This window comes from Paraburkholderia sp. HC6.4b, from assembly GCF_014200875.1.
GTDB lineage: Bacteria > Pseudomonadota > Gammaproteobacteria > Burkholderiales > Burkholderiaceae > Paraburkholderia > Paraburkholderia tuberum.
Genome location: NZ_JACHDC010000017.1, coordinates 147,806 through 167,625 on the forward strand (window position 1 = coordinate 147,806; position 19,820 = coordinate 167,625).

General features: G+C 59.2%; 16 protein-coding genes and 4 pseudogenes. 14 read left to right on the plus strand and 6 right to left on the minus strand.

Annotation, left to right across the window (positions count from 1 at the left end; all coding sequences use genetic code 11):
• Positions 1-107 precede the first annotated feature (107 nt).
• The 7 genes and pseudogenes from nifW to HDG34_RS25110 all read left to right on the plus strand — a co-directional run.
• Positions 108-446 carry a nitrogenase stabilizing/protective protein NifW gene (gene nifW / locus HDG34_RS25080; RefSeq protein WP_184062992.1) on the plus strand — a complete coding sequence of 113 codons (339 nt, stop codon included), beginning with the start codon at positions 108-110 and terminating at the stop codon, positions 444-446.
• Between the two features lie 34 nt (positions 447-480).
• Positions 481-1,329, plus strand: coding sequence for an electron transfer flavoprotein subunit beta/FixA family protein (locus HDG34_RS25085; RefSeq protein WP_184063115.1), 849 nt, complete (start codon positions 481-483; stop codon positions 1,327-1,329).
• Positions 1,326-2,429, plus strand: coding sequence for an electron transfer flavoprotein subunit alpha/FixB family protein (locus HDG34_RS25090; protein WP_184062994.1), 1,104 nt, complete (start codon positions 1,326-1,328; stop codon positions 2,427-2,429). The genes HDG34_RS25085 and HDG34_RS25090 overlap by 4 nt, the downstream gene beginning before the upstream one ends.
• Before the next feature lie 11 nt (positions 2,430-2,440).
• Complete coding sequence (locus HDG34_RS25095; RefSeq protein ID WP_184062997.1) at positions 2,441-3,751, plus strand: FAD-dependent oxidoreductase; 1,311 nt, start codon at positions 2,441-2,443, stop codon at positions 3,749-3,751.
• Entirely contained in the window at positions 3,748-4,047 is a 300-nt protein-coding gene (locus HDG34_RS25100) for a ferredoxin family protein (protein WP_018423212.1), read from the plus strand. The genes HDG34_RS25095 and HDG34_RS25100 overlap by 4 nt, the downstream gene beginning before the upstream one ends.
• Before the next feature lie 87 nt (positions 4,048-4,134).
• Positions 4,135-4,377: pseudogene (locus HDG34_RS25105) on the plus strand (hypothetical protein); the annotation flags it as partial.
• 11 nt (positions 4,378-4,388) lie between these two features.
• A pseudogene (locus HDG34_RS25110) lies at positions 4,389-4,613 on the plus strand (helix-turn-helix domain-containing protein); the annotation flags it as partial.
• A gap of 916 nt (positions 4,614-5,529) precedes the next feature.
• Here the strand turns inward: HDG34_RS25110 and HDG34_RS25115 are convergent.
• From HDG34_RS25115 to HDG34_RS25130, 4 genes are all read right to left on the minus strand, one after another.
• Positions 5,530-6,414: a DMT family transporter gene (locus HDG34_RS25115; RefSeq protein ID WP_090811350.1), complete on the minus strand. Its 885-nt coding sequence runs from the start codon at positions 6,412-6,414 to the stop codon at positions 5,530-5,532.
• Positions 6,415-6,551: 137 nt separating this feature from the next.
• On the minus strand, positions 6,552-7,448 hold the full coding sequence (locus HDG34_RS25120; RefSeq protein ID WP_090811352.1) for an aspartyl/asparaginyl beta-hydroxylase domain-containing protein: 897 nt from the start codon (positions 7,446-7,448) through the stop codon (positions 6,552-6,554).
• 2 nt (positions 7,449-7,450) lie between these two features.
• On the minus strand, positions 7,451-8,572 hold the full coding sequence (proB, locus tag HDG34_RS25125) for a glutamate 5-kinase (protein WP_184062999.1): 1,122 nt from the start codon (positions 8,570-8,572) through the stop codon (positions 7,451-7,453).
• Between the two features lie 45 nt (positions 8,573-8,617).
• Positions 8,618-9,862, minus strand: coding sequence for a benzoate/H(+) symporter BenE family transporter (locus HDG34_RS25130; protein WP_090811355.1), 1,245 nt, complete (start codon positions 9,860-9,862; stop codon positions 8,618-8,620).
• Between the two features lie 542 nt (positions 9,863-10,404).
• Here HDG34_RS25130 and HDG34_RS25135 point away from each other — a divergent pair.
• Positions 10,405-10,965, plus strand: a complete 561-nt coding sequence (locus HDG34_RS25135; RefSeq protein WP_184063001.1) for a recombinase family protein — start codon at positions 10,405-10,407, stop codon at positions 10,963-10,965.
• 3 nt (positions 10,966-10,968) lie between these two features.
• A pseudogene (locus tag HDG34_RS25140) lies at positions 10,969-13,941 on the plus strand (Tn3 family transposase).
• Between the two features lie 38 nt (positions 13,942-13,979).
• On the opposite strand, the gene nifA reads toward HDG34_RS25140, so the two are convergent.
• Both nifA and HDG34_RS25150 read right to left on the minus strand, forming a co-directional pair.
• Positions 13,980-15,818 carry a nif-specific transcriptional activator NifA gene (nifA, locus tag HDG34_RS25145; RefSeq protein WP_184063003.1) on the minus strand — a complete coding sequence of 613 codons (1,839 nt, stop codon included), beginning with the start codon at positions 15,816-15,818 and terminating at the stop codon, positions 13,980-13,982.
• A 465-nt stretch (positions 15,819-16,283) separates the two neighbouring features.
• A pseudogene (locus HDG34_RS25150) lies at positions 16,284-16,598 on the minus strand (reverse transcriptase domain-containing protein); the annotation flags it as partial.
• Between the two features lie 231 nt (positions 16,599-16,829).
• On the opposite strand from HDG34_RS25150, the gene HDG34_RS25155 reads away from it, so the two are divergent.
• Genes HDG34_RS25155 through HDG34_RS25175 form a run of 5 tightly spaced genes read left to right on the plus strand, consistent with a single transcriptional unit; the run spans position 16,830 to position 19,585 of the window.
• Positions 16,830-17,072 (plus strand): hypothetical protein, encoded by a 243-nt coding sequence (locus HDG34_RS25155; RefSeq protein ID WP_184063005.1) that lies wholly within the window; start codon positions 16,830-16,832, stop codon positions 17,070-17,072.
• Positions 17,069-17,836 (plus strand): hypothetical protein, encoded by a 768-nt coding sequence (locus tag HDG34_RS25160; RefSeq protein WP_184063007.1) that lies wholly within the window; start codon positions 17,069-17,071, stop codon positions 17,834-17,836. The genes HDG34_RS25155 and HDG34_RS25160 overlap by 4 nt, the downstream gene beginning before the upstream one ends.
• Before the next feature lie 47 nt (positions 17,837-17,883).
• Complete coding sequence (locus tag HDG34_RS25165; protein ID WP_279633854.1) at positions 17,884-18,465, plus strand: NodA family N-acyltransferase; 582 nt, start codon at positions 17,884-17,886, stop codon at positions 18,463-18,465.
• Positions 18,462-19,154, plus strand: coding sequence for a chitooligosaccharide deacetylase NodB (gene nodB, locus HDG34_RS25170; protein WP_184063009.1), 693 nt, complete (start codon positions 18,462-18,464; stop codon positions 19,152-19,154). The genes HDG34_RS25165 and nodB overlap by 4 nt, the downstream gene beginning before the upstream one ends.
• Entirely contained in the window at positions 19,142-19,585 is a 444-nt protein-coding gene (locus HDG34_RS25175) for a glycosyltransferase family 2 protein (RefSeq protein WP_260321328.1), read from the plus strand. The genes nodB and HDG34_RS25175 overlap by 13 nt, the downstream gene beginning before the upstream one ends.
• Positions 19,586-19,820 lie beyond the last annotated feature (235 nt).

The window sequence follows — 19,820 nt, forward strand, 5'->3', positions numbered from 1 at the left end:
TCGGGCACGACGACGCCGTGCGCCACCAGCGGCGCCTGCGACAAGTACTTCGCCGAGCCGACGCTCTGTCCATACCTATCCTCATCCGCTTGCAAGGAGTAAACGCGATGGAAAGCTTTGTCCAGCAACTCAAGACGCTGTCCTCAGCCGAGGACTTCCTGCAGTTCTTCGGCATTCCGTTCGACCAGAAGGTCGTCAACGTGAGTCGACTGCACATCCTCAAGCGCTTCTTTCAGTACATCCAGCAACAGGACACGCTGCCGGAAGGCGACGAGCCCGCCCTGTTCGCGTCATATCACGCGCTGCTGCTGAAGGCTTACGGCGACTTCGTCACCTCCACGCCGGCGCAGGAAAAAGTGTTCAAGGTGTTCCAGGACACAAATGGGCGGCAGCACGTTTCACTCGACAGTCTGCGCGCGTCGCTGCCCGCGCGCACCCTTGCCTGAAAGGTGGAGCAAGACCATGCACATCGTTAAGACCATGCACATTGTCGTCTGCATCAAGCAGGTCCCGGACTCGACGCAGATCCGCGTTCATCCGGTCACCAACACGATCATGCGCCAGGGTGTTCCGGCGATCGTCAACCCGTATGACCTGTTTTCACTCGAAGAGGCGCTGCGACTGAAGGACCGCTTCGGCGGCAAGGTCACGTTGCTTTGCATGGGCCCGCCGCAGGCCGAGGAAGCGCTGCGCAAGTGCATCAGCTTCGGCGCGGACGACGCCGTGCTGCTCACCGACCGTGCATTCGCTGGCGCGGATACGCTCGCTACGTCGTACGCGCTGGCAGCGGGTATCCAGCAGATCGCGAAGGAACAGGCGGTGGACATCGTGTTCACTGGCAAGCAGACGATCGACGGCGACACCGCGCAAGTCGGCCCCGGTATCGCCAAACGCCTCGGGCTGCAACTGCTGACCTACGTGTCGCGCATCGTCGAGACCGCTCTCGATGCGCGCACGATCACCGTCGAGCGACGCGCCGAGGGCGGCGTGCAGGTGCTCAGGACTGCGCTGCCGTGCCTGATCACAATGCTGGAGAACACCAACGAACTGCGTTTTGCGACGCTGCCCGCGATGATTCATGCGGCCGGCTATCCGGTGCACAAATGGAACTGCGAACAGGCCGGCATCGAAGACCTCAGCAAGATCGGCCTGAAGGGCTCGCCGACAGCGGTCAGAAAAGTCTTTGGACCGACGCCGCGCAGCGAGAAAGCGGAGATGCTCGACCTCGACGCATCGAGTCTGTGCGACGTGTCGGTGAACCTGCTGCAAAAGATCTTCACGCGCCATCCTACCCTGGAAGCTGACCTGCTGATGAAGGAGGGGTCATGAACGCACCCGCCGCCACCGCGAAGAAACCCGCCGGCCGCGCAGGACGCAACCTCGAACTGCCGGAACACCTGAAGGCCTACAAAGGCGTCTGGGTCTTTATCGAGCACGACCGTGGACACGTGCACAGCGTCTCGTGGGAACTGCTCGGTGAAGCGCGCAAATTGGCCGACACGCTCGGCAGCCGAGTGGGCATCGCGGTGCTCGGCGGCGCGAATGAACCGCTCGAACAGTTCGCCGCAGAAGCCTTCACTTACGGCGCGGACGATGCGTACATCGTCCACGACCCGGTCTTGCAAGGCTATCGCAACGAGCCGTTCACGAAAGGGCTGACCGACCTCGTCAACCGGCATCAGCCCGAGATCCTGCTGCTGGGCGCGACGTCGATGGGCCGCGACCTCGCCGGCTCCGTAGCGACGACCTTGCTGACCGGGCTGACCGCCGATTGCACCGAACTCAACATCGATCCCGCGTCGCGGGCGCTGGCGGCGACGCGCCCCACCTTCGGCGGCTCGCTGTTGTGCACGATCATGACGCTCGCGTACCGTCCGCAGATGGCGACGGTGCGCCCGCGCGTGATGCCGATGCCGCTGCGCGACGCCGAACGCACCGGCAACATCGTCCATGGAACGCTGGGGATGATCGAGACGGATATCGTCACGAGGCTGCTCGACTTTATCCCGGATGCGAGCAGCAACCGGATCAACCTGCCCTATGCCGATGTGATCGTGAGCGGCGGCAAGGGGTTGAAGAGCCCGGAGAACTTCCAGCTGGCGTTCGATCTGGCGAACGTGCTCGGCGGCGAAGTGGGTGCGACCCGGCCATGCGTGCAGGCCGGCTGGGTCGAGGGGGAGCGCCAGGTGGGACAGACCGGCAAGACGGTGCGGCCCAAGCTCTACATCGCCGCCGGCATATCCGGCGCGATCCAGCACCGCGTGGGCATGGAAAGCGCAGACGTGATCGTGGCGATCAACACCGATCCGAACGCGCCCATCTTCGATTTTGCACACTACGGGATTGTCGGCAATGCGTTGCAAGTGTTGCCCGCGCTGAAGCAGGCTTTTGTGGAGCATTTGACCCGGCGCCGCAAGCAGGCTGCCTGAGGAGAATCACGATGAGAAAACCTTCACAGTTCGATGTGATTGTGGTCGGCGCCGGTCCGTCCGGCAACGCTGCCGCTTACACGATGGCCAAGGCAGGTCTGGAAGTGCTGCAGATCGAGCGCGGCGAGTATCCGGGCAGCAAAAACGTTCAAGGTGCGATCCTGTACGCGAAGGCGCTCGAAGAGATCATCCCGGACTTCCGCGACGATGCGCCGCTGGAGCGCCACATCATCGAGCAGCGGATGTGGATGCTCGACGATACGTCGTTTGTCGGTACACATGTGCGCAGCGAGGATTACAACAAGCCGCCCTATAACCGCTACACGATCATCCGCGCGCAGTTCGACAAGTGGTTTTCATCGAAAGTGCGCGAAGCCGGCGCACTGCTGCTCTGCGAGACCACGGTGAAGGAACTGATCATGGACGGCGACGTGGTGGTCGGCGTGCAGTGCGACCGCGAGCACGGCGATGTCTATGCCGACGTGGTGGTGCTCGCCGACGGCGTGAATTCGACGCTCGCGCGCAAGGCGGGCTTTCATGGAGAGATCGGGGCCGGCAACGTTGCGCTCGCCGTCAAGGAGATTCTCTTCATGCCGGAGGAGACGATCCGCCAGCGCTTCAACGTCGGCGAGGACGACGGCGTCGTGATCGAGATGGTCGGCAGGATCACCGACGGCATGATGGGCACTGGCTTCCTCTATACCAACAAGGAATCGCTCACCATAGGCGTGGGCTGCATGCTGAGCGACTTCAAGAAAAACCCCAACCGCACGAGCCCCTACGTGCTCCTCGAAAAGATGAAGCAGCACCCGTCGATCGCGCCGCTGATTGCGGGCGGCGAGATGAAGGAGTATTGCGCGCATCTGATTCCCGAAGGCGGTTTTCACGCAATCCCGCAGGTCTACGGCAACGGCTGGATGATCGTTGGCGATTCAGGCGGTTTCGTGAACGCCGCGCACCGAGAAGGATCGAATCTTGCGATGACCACGGGACGCCTCGCCGCCGAAACGGTGATCCACGCGAAAGCCGCGGGCCACGGCTACCGCGCCGGCACGCTCAAGGCCTACAAGGCCGCGCTCGATCAGAGCTTCGTGATGAAAGACCTGCACAAGTACCGCGACATGCCGGCCGTGCTGCACCAGAATCCGCAGTTCTTCACGACCTACCCCGACCTCATGGCGCGCGCCGCGCGCACGATGATCACGGTCGACGGTAAGGACAAGAAAAGCAAGGAGCGCGAGATTTTTTCGAGCTTCCGCACAGCCCGATCGCTTTCCGGCATCGTGGGTGACGCCTACAAACTCCTGAGGGCCTTCCGATGAGCACCCTACCCGTCAACGTAGAGGAAAAGCTGTTCCAGAACCGTTATCGCGTCGATGCAGGACGGCCGCACGTCCACATCAAGGATGCCGACGTCTGCCAGAGCGAATGCAGCGCGAAGAGTTGCACCTTCGTCTGCCCGGCCTCGTGCTACAAGGCCGAAGGCAACGGCGCGGTGACGCTGATCACCGACGGCTGCCTCGAATGCGGCAGTTGCCGCATCCTCTGTACCGACCACCAGAATATCGAGTGGGACTACCCGCGCGGTGGTCACGGCATCCTGTTCAAGTTCGGTTGAGGAACATCGTCATTGCCAGACCAGAACGACATGTGTTTGCTTGCACCGAGAACCGGCCGCCGCCGCGCGGCCCATCTGGGACCAATAGCAGCTGCGCATGCCGCCGGGTTGAATGAGAACTGGCAGATGGTACAAGCCGGCGACGCGAACCTCCACGCGCCCGGTCCCGCCCGCTTCTGGCTGTTCACGCTAAAGGCGCTCGCCTTCATCGGCCTGCGGCGCGGCGAACGCGAGACCGCCACACAGTTGATCGCACAACTACGGCAGCTCGATCCGGCGGATCACCTCGGCTTCGGCGTAGTGGAAGCGTTGCTGCAACGGTCCGTCTGAGGAGACACACGATGTCCAAACAGCCCGCCATCGCATCGTTGGCCGACGACAATCTGGCAGCCGGCGGCGTGGCAGCAGTCGACCGTGCGCTGACCCTGCTGGCTGCCTTCGGCAACGGCACGCCCGTTCTGTCATTGAGCGCGCTCGCGGGACGCACGCGCCTGTATAAGAGCACCGTGCTGCGCCTGCTCGCGTCGCTGGAACATGCGCATCTCGTGGTGCGCCGCGCCGATGGCTGCTAACAGCACCGCTTGTGTCGCTGTCCGCATCCGGCGTGAGCTGATGGTCGAGCGCGACAGGGCCGTCGAACCGGCGATGACAGCGCCGCGTTCGCACCAGCTTAGTCGAGATACCGACCGCCCCTGAGGTCGAAAGTGCTGTTCTCGACGCTTACCGAATTAGCACCGACACGGGGGCCGCTTCCGATCGTGATCGTGCCAAGGTCCGCGCCAAATCCAGATTTGACTTCTCCGAGCCATCCGCCTCAGTCGCGATATCGCGGCCCCGACACGCCGCAAGTCCGACAGTACTTGGGGTGCCCTCAAGAAACGGACTTTTACGTACGCTAAGACCTCCTCGTACTCGACAGCGCTCGGGTTAACTGGCGGTGCCTGTCCGGCCTCAGTTTCGAGAATTGCGATATACGCCGCGTACGCATACTTAGTCGCCGTAGCGCATCCACCGGAGTTGTTCCCATCGAGGTGATCGCGTGATGCTGAGTAGCCAGTCGAGCGCAGCACATCCGCGCGCCGTGATTGAGACGTTTAGATACGCGCCATCAATACCGCAAACACCTTGCTCGCAGGCAGGACGTTTCTGGCGTTCGCATTCTATGAATTCGCGGCGTAGCAATTCGGAAAACACTAAAGGCTGGAGGTACATTTCCGCCTGTCGACCGCTTGCGACGCGAAGACCGTCGAGGATATCCGCGTGAGTGGGGACGACAGACTCTATGGCGCGTTGAACGTATGCTTCAGACATGGGGGTCGACCAGGTGGACCGCATTGCCGAGGAAGTCTCCATTGCGGGAGGGGGCGGCACATCACTTACGAATGCATGGGCAGTGGATCGCCGGATGAGCTTCAGAGAATCTTCTGCATGAGAAACCTGTCGCCTACACAACTAATCGCGCGTTCTACCGGGACGATTTTTTTAGCGCTCATCGGGCCTCGATGCTAGGAAAACCGATGCGAGAATAATCACACCACCGGACAGCGTCTGAACACTGGGTATCTCGTGGAGCAGCAGAGCTGCCATGCCGATTCCGTAGACTGGTTCCAGATAGGTAAACATGCTCGCCGTCTGCGCGGTGACGGAGCGCATTCCGGAAATAAAGAGCGTATGGGCCAGCGCTGTGCAAAAGAGGCCCAAGAACAGTATTTCACCGAGTTCAATACCTGTTTCGGGCAGCACCGCATGCACCATGAATGGCAACAGAACGAGAGCCGCAATCGCATTCTGGTACGCGGAAACCTTGATCGGACTATGGTGTTTAACAAGTACGCGACCGACTATCTGCATAATTGCAAACGTTAAGCCGGACGCCAATCCCCACAATGGACCTGCCAGATTGTGAAGATCGATATCTGACCCTGGCAACATGAGACGCAGTCCGATCAGCATCACTGGGACAAGTATGAGGTCACGCTTTCTCATACGCGACCGGTCAACATAAGGGGCGAGCAGCACGACGAAGATCGGGAACGACGAGAAGGACAAAAGACCTATCGTTACCCCGGACAGCTGAATGGCATGGAAGAAACTGTACCAGTGGAAAGCAAGTAGCAGCCCAAGCATAACGAACCAAAGGCGATGGGCGAGTTCGACCCCTAAAGGCAGTTTCCTGATCCATGCAACATAGATCAGTGCGAAGGCGGCGAGGCTTGCGCGCGCCTCGACGAGCGTAAATGGAGACAGAGATGTCGCTCGGCCGATGACTCCGGCGATACCGAATAGGAGCGTGGCAACATGCAACTGCAAGTGCGGTGCGAGCGCACTCGAAGGCGTGACGGTGGAAGCACCAGGTGTAGCTGACATAAGCTTGGAGGTTTCTGGCGTCGTGTGAGCGGACGGGAATAGGCCTGACGATGCAGATCCCTTCGGCAAACGCTGCCGAGACGCTTTGGGCAAATTGAACAATCCCGAGAGCGCGCCGGCAGCATCGGTGCTGATGCCTAGAAGAGGCCCTTGCGAAGTGGGAACCGTTCGTTCATCACGCGCGATCCAATATAAAATTTCCGCATCTTTTCACAATGCTCAATGAGGTCGTGTCGTTGAGTCAGTCGGGCGACTGCGGTTAGATTGTGGTAGATATCACTGACCGGTGAGTCGAAGCGCAACTGGATTTCCGACAGATTGACCAGTATCTGTTCAGCGTCGTCCTTGTCTTTGAAGCGCTCGGACAGGAGTTCCAGATAATCGTGCAAGTCTTCGGGCTCAAGCTTCGTGCGCGCTACCAGTGCGGGTGCGACCGTCTCGTCGTGGATTGATCGGTCCTTGAAAATCAGAGAGTAATGCGGGTTTGGGATATCGGCATACTGAAAATCGAGGCTCAGAATCCGGCGGTTGTCGGTGGTGAGGTTGAGCGCCGCATGAGGAACCGTTGATTCCAGTATCCAGATGTCGCCCTTTCGCATCCGGAAGACCCCGAAATTTTCCTCAGTATGGTATGAATCGAGGCTGGTTTCGAGAGGTATCAGGATGCGGACGTACCGGTCTTTTTCTTCGGAGAGTTCCAGAAAATCAGTGTGCGGGATGACAAGTCCCTTGACGAGATTGCGTACGCGTGCCATTCGCATATGTTCGACATCGAAGCACTCTTCAATGATCCTACTGAGATAGGCGGTCGCAGTTCCGACCTGCGTTCGGATGGCCGGATGGTCATAGTCGGAATACTGGGTGTCGGTCCATTCGCCAGTTCTGTTCCAGAGCGAATGGTTTATCCAGGTTCCTGAACTGAATTCGTCGTACTGTTCCTTGATGATTGGCAGCTCGGACAGCACTTTCAGATCTTTCTTGAGCAACGCGTTGTCGAACTTGATGCGGCCTACGAGGCGGGTTTTGGTCGCCATGTCTACAATCTCCCTTTGTAAAGTTCCAAAACGATGTTTGCGTGATGTACCAACTCCGTGATGCTCTGATCACTCCGTGGAAGGTGTGCCATAGACGTCCTTGGGACGACCATCCGATTCATTTCTCGTGCGCTGTAATTGCTGAGGCCTTTGGCAAGAGCTCGCTCCTCGGGATCTGTAATCTGGATCACTTGATCGCGGTCGAAATTACCTCGTACATGAAGTACGCCATCCGGTCGAATGCTTCGGCCATGCTGCGCAACCGCGCGCGCGGCTTCAGCATCGAGCACGATCGTGCCGTGCGTAATTGACTGTCCGGCCAACCATTGATTGTGTTTGAGAAGACGCTGCTGGCCGGGGCGTAGTTCTGTACCGACAGCCATGCCGGATCGAATCTGTCCGAGTACCCCCTCCACACGTCCTGACGCTATCGTTGTGATGCCACCCGAAAGGGCGAACATCCTGGCCGCTTTCACTTTGCTTAGCATCCCGCCTCGGCCCCATTTGCTCGCGCTTCCGGCAATGTCAAAAAGGCTGTCGTCCTCAGCGGAAGCCTGCCTTATCAAGTCGGCACCCGGATCCATCCGTGGATCGTGGGAGAACAGGCCTCGCTGGTCCGTCAGAATCACTAGGCGGTCGGCAGCGGTCAGATTGGCAACAAGCGCTGCCAGCATGTCGTTATCACCGAAACAGATCTCTCGAGTGCTAACCGTATCGTTCTCATTGATGACAGGTATGGCGCGCATTTGAGCGAGCTTACGAAGGGTCGCGTGTACATTCATGTATCGCTGACGACTGGCGAAGTCTTCGTGCGTGAGAAGGACTTGGGCTGCACATATGCCGCTACGGCGGAAGCTCGCCCCGTATGCTTCCATGAGGCCCATCTGGCCGACAGCAGCCGCAGCCTGCAGAAATGGAAGGTCGTCTGGCCTCTTGCGCCATCCAAGCCGGCTCATGCCTTCGGCGACTGCGCCGGAGGACACGACAACGATTTCCATGCCGCCGCGCTGCAGTCCGGCTATATCGTCTACCCAACGGGCCAGTGCTTCACGATCAAGCCCTCTGCCGTCGTTGGTAAGCAACGAACTGCCAATCTTCACTACCCATCTGTTCTCGGTTGCCATGTCTCAGTACGCCATCGTTGTCTATGTGGGTTGGCGATATTGGGATCAGGTGCGCTCTGAGAGGCCTGTATTTGGCGTCCCTTTCTCGGGAGCGCCAACAGCTGATTGCTTGGCGGGACTTGCGGGGTGCCTCCTTGACAGGGCTAGCGAAAACACAACCCCGGCGACCAGTCCCCACAGTGCGGAGCCTAAGCCCAAGAAAGACATGCCGGAGACCGTGACCGCGAAAGTAATGACCGATGATTCGCGATGGGATTCATTGGCGAGGGAGGACGAGAGGCTTGAGACGAACGTTCCGAGCAACGCCAGACCTGCCAGGGTGGTTGTGAGACCTTCAGGCAAACGGGCAAAGAGCGCGATGATGGATGCGCCAAACGTGCCGATGCAGAGGTAGCCAATGCCACAAACAACGCCGGAGATGTATCGACGCTGTGGATTTTCATGGCATTCGGAGCTCGCACACATCGCACCTACGATGGCCGCAGGGTTGATGCCTGAGTTTCCAAAAAGGGAGAGAGGAATGGACATTAGTCCGCTTACGCCAACTACCGATCTGGGCGATATATCGTATCCCGCGTTACGGAGAACGTGGATTGAGGTGGCATACTGGGTAAGGGCAAGCAGAAGCAAAGGCAGCCCAAGGCCAATCAGCGCTTCGGGAGAAGCGCTTGGAACCGTGAGTTCGGGCCTTACGATACTCAGGTCAAGTCCTCGCACTGTGAAGTTTGTGCCAGACATCGCCGCGATCACACCAGTCAGCAGCGCAAGCGCAACGGCGTAGCGCGGGATGATGCGCCGACAGACGACATACGCAACAATGACCGGCAGGACAACGGCGGGAGCAGACTGCAGAGACTGGAATATCCCAGCGCAGAATTCGAAGAGCACGCCGGCGATCATGGCGGAGAGCAGATGCGCTGGCAGGTACTGGATCAGTCGACCAAAGAGACCTGACAGGCCGACAACTGCGATGATGATCGCCACAACGAGATAGCAGCCTATAACATCACTGAATGGATAGTGGGCGAGACCGCTGATCAGGAGTGCTACGCCGGGTGTCGACCAAGCGCCGATGACCGGCATTTTGTGCCGTACGCTAAGCCACAGACCTAATGCTCCAGCACCGATCGAAACCGCCCAGATCCAAGTCGATAGCAGACTGTGAGAAAGATGCCCGGCCTGTGCCGCCTGCACAACGATCAGTACCGGACCGCTATAGGTTGCTACAAGTGCGATGAGTCCGGCGATGGCGGCAGACGCGGAGAAATCCGCGCGCATTCTGGAAAACATCGTATATATCTCCGAAGGAGAGATCGGGAGAGTAAGCCGTCGGATTGGGACGTCGAGTCGAGCATTGAGTGCATGCTGGCGGTTAGAATATCTGTTTAACCAATGCGAGGTAAATTGGACTAGTCTTAATTGTCTGAAGTTTTTGACTAGTGACAAGAGACTTGACCATTGTTAACACTCAGTGCTGTCCACCGGCTCATGAGCCTGGACGGCGGTTTTGGAGCTGATCCAGGACGCATTCCCAACGGAAAATGAGCCTGCGCAGCGATAAGCTGGTGCCAGGCCGCCGACGCGGTCCACCTCAAGAGCCTGCACAGAGGCATCTGTAGTGCGATGACCCTGTGGCACGTGAGCAGGTAGTGGCGGAGTCTCGGGGACAATTGGGCGCAAGGGCCCGATGGGGTGAGTCAGGGTTGGGCATACCCTAACCTGATGTCAGGCAAGACCGTCAGAGTCGTCAGGATAGGGCCTTCCCGTCAATTGTTTGCGCGGAGTTGCCGAAGTCATAGATTTCAGGCTGACACCTTTGTCGGAAATTCCCCATGAACGGTCAGCGTGTCGGATACGTGCGGGTCAGTTCGTTCGAGCAGAACGCCGAGCGCCAGCTCGACGGAATCGAGCTCGATCGCACCTTTACCGACAGGGCGTCGGGGAAAGACACGAAGCGGCCGCAGCTCGACGCGATGATGACGTTCGTGCGCAGCGGCGACACGGTAGTCGTGCATACTATGGACCGGCTCGCGCGGAATCTGGACGACCTGCGCCATGTCGTGCAGGCGCTGACCCAACGCGGCGTGCGCATCGAGTTCTCCAAGGACTGCTTGACGTTCACGGGCGAGGACTCGCCGATGGCGAATCTGATGTTGTCGGTAATGGGGGCCTTTGCGGGATTCGAGCGTGCGCTGATTCGCGAACGTCAGCGTGAGGGCATCGCCCTGGCGCAGCAACGCGGCGCCTATCGCGGTCGTAAGCCGGCCTTGTCCGACGCGCAGGTTGCCGACCTTCGCCGTCGCGTGGACGCTGGCGAACGTAAAGCCCAGATCGCTCGTGAATTTGGCGTTAGCCGCGAAACGCTGTATCAGTATCTTCGCTCGGCGCGGTGAATCGTGCCCCGCCGCGAACTCCTTACGCCTGCGCAGCGATTCCAGCTGTTTGCTTTTCCAGAAGATGAAAGCGAACTGATTCGCCCGGCCACGTTGTCGGCGGAGGACTTCGCGTTCGTGCGCCAGCATCGAGGCGGCCACAACCGGCTCGGCATCGCAGTGCTGATGGTCTACCTGCGCTTTCCGGGTCGAGTACTGGGGCCGGCCGAGAAGCCACACGTGCCGATCATCGGTATCGTCGCTGCACAACTGGGCGTCACGCCGGCGGTGTGGGACGTATACGCGACGCGCGACGAAACGCGTCGGGAACATCTGCAGGAACTCCTGGCCAGGTTGGGCCTGGCGCAATTCAGCCGACTGCACTATCGTGCGCTGGTCGAGTTGCTGTTGCCGGTCGCGATGCAGACCACGCAGGGCATGGTGCTCGCGCAGGCCGCCGTGGAAGAACTTCGACGCCGGCATGTGCTGTTGCCGCCGGTAGCTGCGCTCGAAAAACGGTGTGCCGCCGTCGCCACCCGCGCGCAGCGCGAAGTGTTCCGGCTGCTGACCGCGCCGTTGACGGACGAACAGCGCAATTCGCTCGATCAGCGCCTGTCGTTGCTGACTGATCGTCCCGTGAGCAAGCTGGCATGGCTAAGGCAATCGCCTGGCGAGCCCAGCGCAAAGGCCGTGCTGGCTCATATCGAGCGATTGCAAGAGATCCGGGCGCTGGGCCTGCCGCCGGACATTGGCCGCGATATCCATCAGAACCGGCTACTGCGGCTGGCACGTGAAGGCGAACAAACTGCGGTCTACCAGATTGAGGAATATGAAACTGATCGGCGCCACGCTACCCTGGTCGCGATTCTGCTCGACACCGCCGCGACGCTGACCGATGAGATTCTCAACCTGCATGATCGCCTGATCGGATCGTTCTTCACGAAGGCCAAGCACAAGTATGAAAAGCGCTTCGCTGCCGAGGGTAAAGCCGTCAATGACAAGGTGCGTCTCTATGCGAAAGTCGGCGGCGCACTGATCGCCGCAAAAGAAACCGGGGACGATCCGTTCCGGGCGATCGAGGCTATTGTGCCGTGGGAGACTTTTACCGCAAGCGTGCACGAAGCCGAACAGCTCGCGCGTGACGCGGAATTCGATTCGACGGCACTGCTCGTTGACCACTACACGCAGTTGCAGCGCTATTCCCCGAACTTTCATCGACACCTTCGATTTCCGGGCGGCGGCCGCCCGCCAGGATCTGATGGATGAGATCGGAACGCTGCGCACAATGAATCGTGCCGATGCGCGCAAGGTGCCAGCCGACGCACCGAAAGGCTTCGTCAAGCCGCGTCAAGGAAGGAGGTATCGATCGGAAGTTCTACGAGCTGGCCGCCATGAGCGAATTGAAGAACGCGCTACGCTCGGGTGACGTATCGGTAATCGGCAGCCGTCAGTTCAAGGACTTCGATGAGTATCTGATGCCGCGCGCCACATTTGACACACACCATCGCGAGAATCGACTTGGGCTGGCTGTTGAAACGTCGGCGACGAGCTATCTCGACGAGCGATTCGAGCGTCTACGCGAAGCCCTCGACGAAACAGCCCGGCTTGCGGCAGCGGGCGAGTTGCCGGACGTCGAGCTGAACGACAAGGGGCTCAAAATCACACCGCTGGATGACGCGACACCAGCAGAGGCCGACGTGCTCACACAGCAGGTATATGACCTGATTATATGACCTGATGCCACGCGTGAAGATCACGGATCTGCTGCTTGAGGTCGATCAGTGGACCGACTTTACGCGGCACTTCACGCACCTGAAAAGCGAAGCTGAGCCGCCTGACCGGACGCTGTTGCTGACTGCCATCCTCGCCGACGCATTCAACCTCGGGCTCGAGAAAATGGCGGACGCCTGTCCGGGCACCAGCGCTGCCAAGCTGTCGTGGCTGGTCGCCTGGTATATCCGCGACGAGACCTACCAGAAGGGACTGGCGGAGCTGATCAACTTTCAGCATGGCCTGCCCTTTGCCGCGTACTGGGGCGAGGGCACCACCTCTTCATCGGATGGTCAGCGCTTCCGTGCCGGCGGCCATGGCCAGGCCGGCGGATATCGCAACGCGAAATACGGCAATGAACCCGGCGTGCTGTTCTATACGCACATCTCCGATCAGTACGCGCCGTTTCAGACCAAGGTCATCAATTCGCCGGTGCGGGACGCCACGCATGTGCTTGATGGCTTGCTGTATCACGAGTCCGAGTTACGCATCGAGGAACACTACACGGACACAGTTGGCTTCACCGACCACGTGTTCGCGCTGTGTCACTTCCTCGGATTCGAGTTCGCGCCGCGCATCGCCGATCTTGCCGACAAGAATCTGTATGTGCCCGGCAAGCCGGGCGACTGGCCGGCGCTGTCGTCGCTGATCGGAGGATCGATCAGCCGGAAATTGATCGAACGGGAGTTCGACGACGTGGTGCGCCTGTCTGCGTCGATCCGGCAAGGTACGGTGACGGCCTCGCTGATCCTGCGCAAGCTGAGCGCGTACCCGCGGCAGAACGGTCTTGCGGTCGGCCTGCGCGAGCTCGGCCGCATCGAACGCACACTGTTCACCTTGAAGTGGCTGCAGGACCCGGCTTTGCGCCGGCGCGTGTCCGCCGGGCTGAATAAGGGCGAAGCGCGTAATTCACTGGCCCGCGCCGTATTCTTCTACCGGCTGGGTGAGATACGGGACCGTTCGTATGAGAACCAGCGCTACCGGGCCAGCGGCCTGAATCTGGTGGTGGCTGCGATCACGCTGTGGAACACGGTGTATCTGGAACGTTCAATCGCCGGCTTGCGGGAGCAGCGCGAGGTCGACGAGAGTCTGATCCCCCACGTCGCGCCGCTCGGCTGGAATCACATCAACCTAACCGGCGACTACGTATGGCATGCCAACAAACGCGTTGCCAAGGGGCGATTCAGGCCGCTGCGCACCGCAAAATCGGCTAGGGCAAAGTCTTAGCGTACGAAAAAATCCGTTTCTCGAGGGCACCCCTACTTTCAGAGACGCTTGATCTCGACACCGTATTTCCTCAGCGCGTAGCCAATCTGGCGCGGCGTCAGTCCAAGCAGCCGCGCCGCTTTTGCCTGCACCCAGCCGGACCTTTCCATGGCGGCGATGAGACGCTCGCGGTTGGTCATCTTCGCATCACTTCCGAGGACTGCGCCGCCAGCCGCTAACGGAGCCCGCTCGCTGCCGACAGGCTGGACCGCAGCAACTGCGCCCGACGTAGCAGCCTCAGCCCGCGGCGTAGCCGGCTTCACGGGCACTGGTACGATTCGCCCGGGCTGCAGCGCAATTTCGTCCGATCGGCTCTTCCACAGCATCGCGGACAGGCACTGGCCGTGGCAGCAGGCAAAGTCGTTTCTCACGATCGCTGGTCCCGGCGCCAAGGTCGCGCTCCGCTGCACGCAATTCTCGAGCTCGCGGACATTGCCGGGAAAACCGCAGTTCATCAATACTTCAATCGCGCTCGCATCGAAGCTCAGCGTACGGCCGTTCTCGCTGTTGAAATTATCGAGAAACTCCACGGCGAGGAGCGGAATATCACTGCGCCTTTCACGCAACGGCGGCAACAGCAAGGGAACCACGCAGAGGCGATAATAAAGGTCGGCGCGGAACTCGTTCCTTGCCACCGCCTCTTCCAGGTTTTTGTTCGTGGCGGCAATCACGCGAACATCGACCTTGATGGTCTGGTTGCTGCCGACGCGCTCGAATTCTTGCTCCTGCAGGACGCGCAGCAGCTTTGCCTGGAACGAGGCCGAGATCTCGCCGATCTCGTCCAGAAACAGCGTCCCCTTGTCGGCGAGCTCGAAGCGCCCCTTACGCGAATTGAAGGCGCTGGTAAAGGCACCCTTCTCATGACCGAACAATTCGGATTCCAGCACCGTCTCATGGAGCGCCGCGCAATTGAGCTTGATGAAGGGCCGCTTGGCGCGCGGCGACAACTCGTGAACGGCCTTGGCGACCAGCTCCTTCCCGGTACCGGATTCGCCGCGCAACAGAACCGTGCTGTTCGATTCGGCTACCACCGCGATCTTCGCGAGCAGCCCGCGCAGCGCCGGGCTGTCGCCAATGATCCCGTCGATCTGAAACTTCTTACGCTCACCTGCAGGGTGCTTGAGCTCGGACAATGGCTTTTGCAGCCCGTCCTTCCCCGCCATCAGTCGCTCGCGGTCGCTCCTGAAAAAGCGATGCAGCTTCACCGTCTGCCCTACCAGGTTGGCGACCATGGTAAGCAGCCGCACGTCGCAATCGAGCCGGAAGTTCGACCCATAGTCCAGGATGCGGTCGATGGTCAGCGTGCCTACGACTTTCGCGTCGATGCGAATAGGGACGCCAATGAACGACACTCGCATGTTGTCGGAGGCACCGAGCACGCCCATGTCGGCGGCACTGAAGCCCGAATGCACCGCTATGTTCTCGGCGACGAGCGGCCTGTCCGTCGCCATGATCTGGTCAATTGCCTTCTGCGGCAGGCGCATCCGGTAGTGCTCATCGCTGCCTTCGCTCCAGTCCGCGCCAACGGTAATGTCCGGTACGCCATCATCGTCGAAGAGAGAGACGATACCGAGCCGCATCTGAACAAACGATTGCAGGCGATCGATGACGTTGGCCAACGTGACTTCGAGCCGGTAGGGAGCGGTCAGTACCTTCGATATTTCGAAGATGCCGGTAAGCACGCTCTCGTGCCACTGCACAATAGGGACCGCGTGGTCCGCCTCGGACTTTGAGCTAGGCCTTTCGCGTACGGAAGCGATATGCAGCATGACGACTTCCCCGTTGTGGGGACCGTGCTCCCCGTCACCTTGTTCGGATTTGCGGGCATTGTGTTGCATATCATCCTCGATCTAGCGCCCAATTTCATGGGCTGTCTTCAAAAGATAATGCCTTTTCATGGAAGGACGGTGAAACTGTAGTGCCTTGATGTACTTATTTTCTGCTTTTGCGATCTCGCTGCGTGGATTCCGTTAGGAACTCGAGTTCCATTGATGTCGCTCAAATCAACTGCGATTTGTCTACTCCAGGTGCAGCCGATTACAGGTGTCGTCCATTATTGATTGCTGCCTCGGTGCCCGTGAGATAACTCGCCGCATCCGAGCATAGGACGAAGATGATCTATCTTTGCGACCTCTTCGGGCGTGCCCGCCCGGTGCAGCGGGATATTTGGCACAAGAAGCGCTTCCGTGTCGGGCGACAAAATGTCCGTCTTGAACTGGCCAAGGACGTATGGAAACTGTTTTCAGATCGTCACATCCGAGCCTATCGGTCCGATTAATCTGGTTTGGTAAGTCATGGCTGCGTTAGCGTAACGTTTCAGGTGCAAAAAAAAGCCCTCCGGGCTCTAGGTGCCAGCCATCCTCACTACCTCTATTGTTTTGGCAACCCCAAGTATCTTCACAGGCGCTGGGCCAGTAGCCGTCGTACTTGCGCACGTTCTGGCCAAGGAAATCGAAACCGTCTGCAATGTTCGTGATCCGGGTCTTCTCTTCCGAGCGCTCCAGACCTTGAGCGGCCATAAACTGCCTGAGCGCCGGAAGCACCTCGAATTCGAGCACTTCTTTCGACATACCGGTCACAATAAAGTCATCGGCGTAGCGAACGACGTTGAGTTGGGCCTTGCTGCGTGCCGCCGCGGTGAGATTACGCTCGGTCATCAGAGCATCGAGCACGACGAGCAGATTTAGATCGAGGCCCTTGAAACGCATGATCCCAACTTATCCATAGTGTGGATGCGTTCCATCAAAACAATCGATTTTACGAAATGTACGGCATGGAGGATAGTGTTCCTGGTAAATCCATTTCAATTTCGCAAACCTGCTGGCGCCTTCGTCGTGCCGGGGTAGCGGATGAAGTGTGTCGTAGAACTGAGCGAAGCCGAGGAAATGACGTTGCAGCAGTTGTCGATCAATCACATGCATCGGGACACGCGCATGCGAGCGGCGGCCCTGTCGCCGCTCGGACACAGGATCAAGCGCAAGCTCACCGCCGAGCAACTCGGCGTGAGCGGGCAGTCGATCTGTGACTGGCTCACGCATGGCGCAACAGCGGCGTGTCCGGCCCGATGGGCGGCCATAACGGTGGGCACATGAAGCACCACTGGCGGCGCTTCATCACCTGGACGAAGGAAATCGCAGATCCCGAACTCGCTGAACTTTCTCGGCGGACACGGCACCAAATTTCAAGTCAATTTCTCGTGGACGCTCTCATGAATACTGCGGCAAAACGTCGGGCCGGAGAAATAGAATTTGGGCATATCAAGATGGTTGTCGGTCTTTGCCCTGACGCCGAGAAAAATCCTCAGGTGTACGCCGAGCATCAACCGAGGCACATGTCCAATGCGGCCACGGTCTTCGGCGGCATGGGCAAGCTGGATCGCGCCGACACGACGCGACAAGCGTCCGGCGGGTCGCGTAGGCGCTTACTACCGGCAAAACTGCGCATAGTTCTCCAAACCCTTTCTATATCGGCCGCTTACCTTCGTACAGTTGAGGCAACCCTCGACTTCGCCTTGGCTTCGCGACGAATCGGGAGCAGCCGTTTGCAGGTGCCAATTGCTTCAGCGACCCTGCCAAATGGATCTCGTGTCAATCGCGGTCAGATCGTGCGGAAGATGCGGGGGAAGTCTTTGGTAGATCCGGTGCGAAAGGCACGCGCACTCGATGTAATCTCCATCGTGGATGAGGTTCGATCGGTCCGTGAAGCGTTGACGGAAATACTCTTTTCTTCGGGCTTCATCCCAGAACTGTTCCAGAGTGCAGATGATTTCTCGAAATCGAACCGCTTTCTCAGCAAGTCCTTCGCGTCCGTCAGGTCCACCCTCAAAGGCCGGACGGCGCATAGGAGGCAGTCGTGAATTTGGCCGTGTCCACAGATAGAGGACCTCTCTCCGTGCGCTCTCAGGTGCGGTGGAGGCTGGTTTGGGAAAATGAGTTGCGACTCGCCGACCACATCGAACTGTCCGAGTTCTTCCGAAAGACCTACGGACCGACCGGGGCGTTTAATGCAAAACCATTCGAAGGCAATCACAGTTGGGCTGGTGCGCGGCCAGAGTTCCGTGCAATCGGCTACGACGCGCGCGGCGTAGCGGCTCATATCGGCGCACTGCGCCGTTTCATCAAGGTTGGCGCAGTCGATCTACTAGTGGCCGAACTAGGATTGTACGCGGTACGTCCGGATCTTGAGGGACTCGGAATCCCTCAATTAATGCGCGTGATGTATCCCGTATTGCAGGAACTTGGCGTTCCATTCGGCTTCGGCACGGTTCGACACGCGTTGCGGCAACACATTGCAAGGCTGCTCGGCCGACCCGGTCTGGCGACTATTGTGTCTGGAGTTCGCGTGAGGTCGACCCTTCGAGAAGTGCATCTCGACACGCCGCCCACGCGCATCGAGGACGTACTCATTGTCGTCTTACCGATTGGACGGTCAATGAGCGATTGGCCGACCGGAACGATAATTGATCGAAACGGGCCAGAGCTGTGAGGCACTGCTTATCCGAAGCGCGCAGCGAGTGCGCTGACACCAACGGACGTCGCGACGTCTATTTGACGTTTGACGACGGCCCTAATCCATTTTGCACACCGGACGTCCTCGATGTGCTGGCGGAACACCGGGTGCCAGCGACTTTCTGCGTCATCGGCGCGTACGCAGCGGACCAGCCGAAGCTGATCCGACGGATGATCGCAGAAGGGCACGAGGTCGCAAACCACACGATGACTCATCCGGACCTGTCCAGATGCGAACCCACCGAAGTACAACAGGAAATACTAACGGCAAGCAGGGTCATCAGGATGGCGAGCCCCCATGCTTCGCTGCGGTATATGCGTGCCCCGTATGGCATGTGGACCGAAGCAGTGCTCACTACGTCAGCGAGCGCTGGTCTGGCGCCCCTCCACTGGTCGGTAGACCCGCGAGACTGGTCTCGTCCCGGCGTGGACGCGATTGTGAGCGCAGTGCTGGCCTCTGTCCGGCCGGGTGCAATTGTGCTCTTGCACGACGGATGCCCTCCCGATGAGTTGGGACGATGCACTCACGCTGGTCGGCGCGAGCAGACCCTCATGGCGCTTTCCCTCATGATTCCAGCATTGCATGACCGGGGGTTTGCAATCCGATCGCTTCCTCAACCTAACCGGACAAACCAGACACCCTATGAACATGCTTGGCGCAACTAGCACTGTCGCTGTCTCGTCTTATGCGCTCCGCGGTCCTTTTGCTTCTAGATCAGTACGAGACGCAAATTTTTCGCGGGAAGCCGAGCGACTTCGGCGAGGACCGTCATCTCACGATTCTCGTGCTGACGGCAGGTTATCGGACCGAGTACGTTCCGGACGCCATTGCGGCGACAGTCGTTCCGGACAGACTGGGGGTGTATCTGCGCCAACAACTGCGCTGGGCGCGCAGTACTTATCGGGACACGTTGCTTTCGCTGCGCCTGCTGCCCTGTCTAGATCGCTACCTTACGCTGGACGTGATCGGACAGAATCTGGGCTCGCTATTTCTCGCCTTATCGCTTCTAGCGGGGGCTCGCGCAGCTCGCATTGACAGTGACAGTGCCGTGGTGGACTGCCCTGATAATCGCATCATTGACCATGATCCGCTGTAGCGTGGGCATCGGTTCGCGCTCGCCAGATTCGATTTATTGGCTTTTCTCTTCACACACCCATTAACCTCTTTCTCTTGCTCCCCCTGAAAGTCTATGCGCTGTGTACATTGAGCAATAGAGAATCTAGCAGTTGGTTTCTAAAATCCCTTACCGACTAACGATTTGTGCATCCGTCGACTCCGTGAAAACTGGGAGCTACTGAGCCTTACCGCAAGCAGCTCGGCACTCGCCCACC

Excerpts from the sequence above, each read along its gene's own strand:
- HDG34_RS25130 (WP_090811355.1), bottom strand. The coding sequence starts at position 9,862 with ATGTTTTCCAGAATGCGCGCGGATTTCTCCGCGTCTGCCGCCATCGCC.
- HDG34_RS25155 (WP_184063005.1), top strand. The coding sequence starts at position 16,830 with ATGAAGTGTGTCGTAGAACTGAGCGAAGCCGAGGAAATGACGTTGCAG.
- HDG34_RS25135 (WP_184063001.1), top strand. The coding sequence starts at position 10,405 with ATGAACGGTCAGCGTGTCGGATACGTGCGGGTCAGTTCGTTCGAGCAG.
- HDG34_RS25160 (WP_184063007.1), top strand. The coding sequence starts at position 17,069 with ATGAAGCACCACTGGCGGCGCTTCATCACCTGGACGAAGGAAATCGCA.
- HDG34_RS25120 (WP_090811352.1), bottom strand. The coding sequence starts at position 7,448 with ATGGCGACCAAAACCCGCCTCGTAGGCCGCATCAAGTTCGACAACGCG.
- HDG34_RS25095 (WP_184062997.1), top strand. The coding sequence starts at position 2,441 with ATGAGAAAACCTTCACAGTTCGATGTGATTGTGGTCGGCGCCGGTCCG.
- HDG34_RS25115 (WP_090811350.1), bottom strand. The coding sequence starts at position 6,414 with ATGTCAGCTACACCTGGTGCTTCCACCGTCACGCCTTCGAGTGCGCTC.
- nifW (WP_184062992.1), top strand. The coding sequence starts at position 108 with ATGGAAAGCTTTGTCCAGCAACTCAAGACGCTGTCCTCAGCCGAGGAC.
- HDG34_RS25085 (WP_184063115.1), top strand. The coding sequence starts at position 481 with ATGCACATTGTCGTCTGCATCAAGCAGGTCCCGGACTCGACGCAGATC.
- HDG34_RS25100 (WP_018423212.1), top strand. The coding sequence starts at position 3,748 with ATGAGCACCCTACCCGTCAACGTAGAGGAAAAGCTGTTCCAGAACCGT.
- nifA (WP_184063003.1), bottom strand. The coding sequence starts at position 15,818 with ATGCAACACAATGCCCGCAAATCCGAACAAGGTGACGGGGAGCACGGT.
- proB (WP_184062999.1), bottom strand. The coding sequence starts at position 8,572 with ATGGCAACCGAGAACAGATGGGTAGTGAAGATTGGCAGTTCGTTGCTT.
- HDG34_RS25090 (WP_184062994.1), top strand. The coding sequence starts at position 1,326 with ATGAACGCACCCGCCGCCACCGCGAAGAAACCCGCCGGCCGCGCAGGA.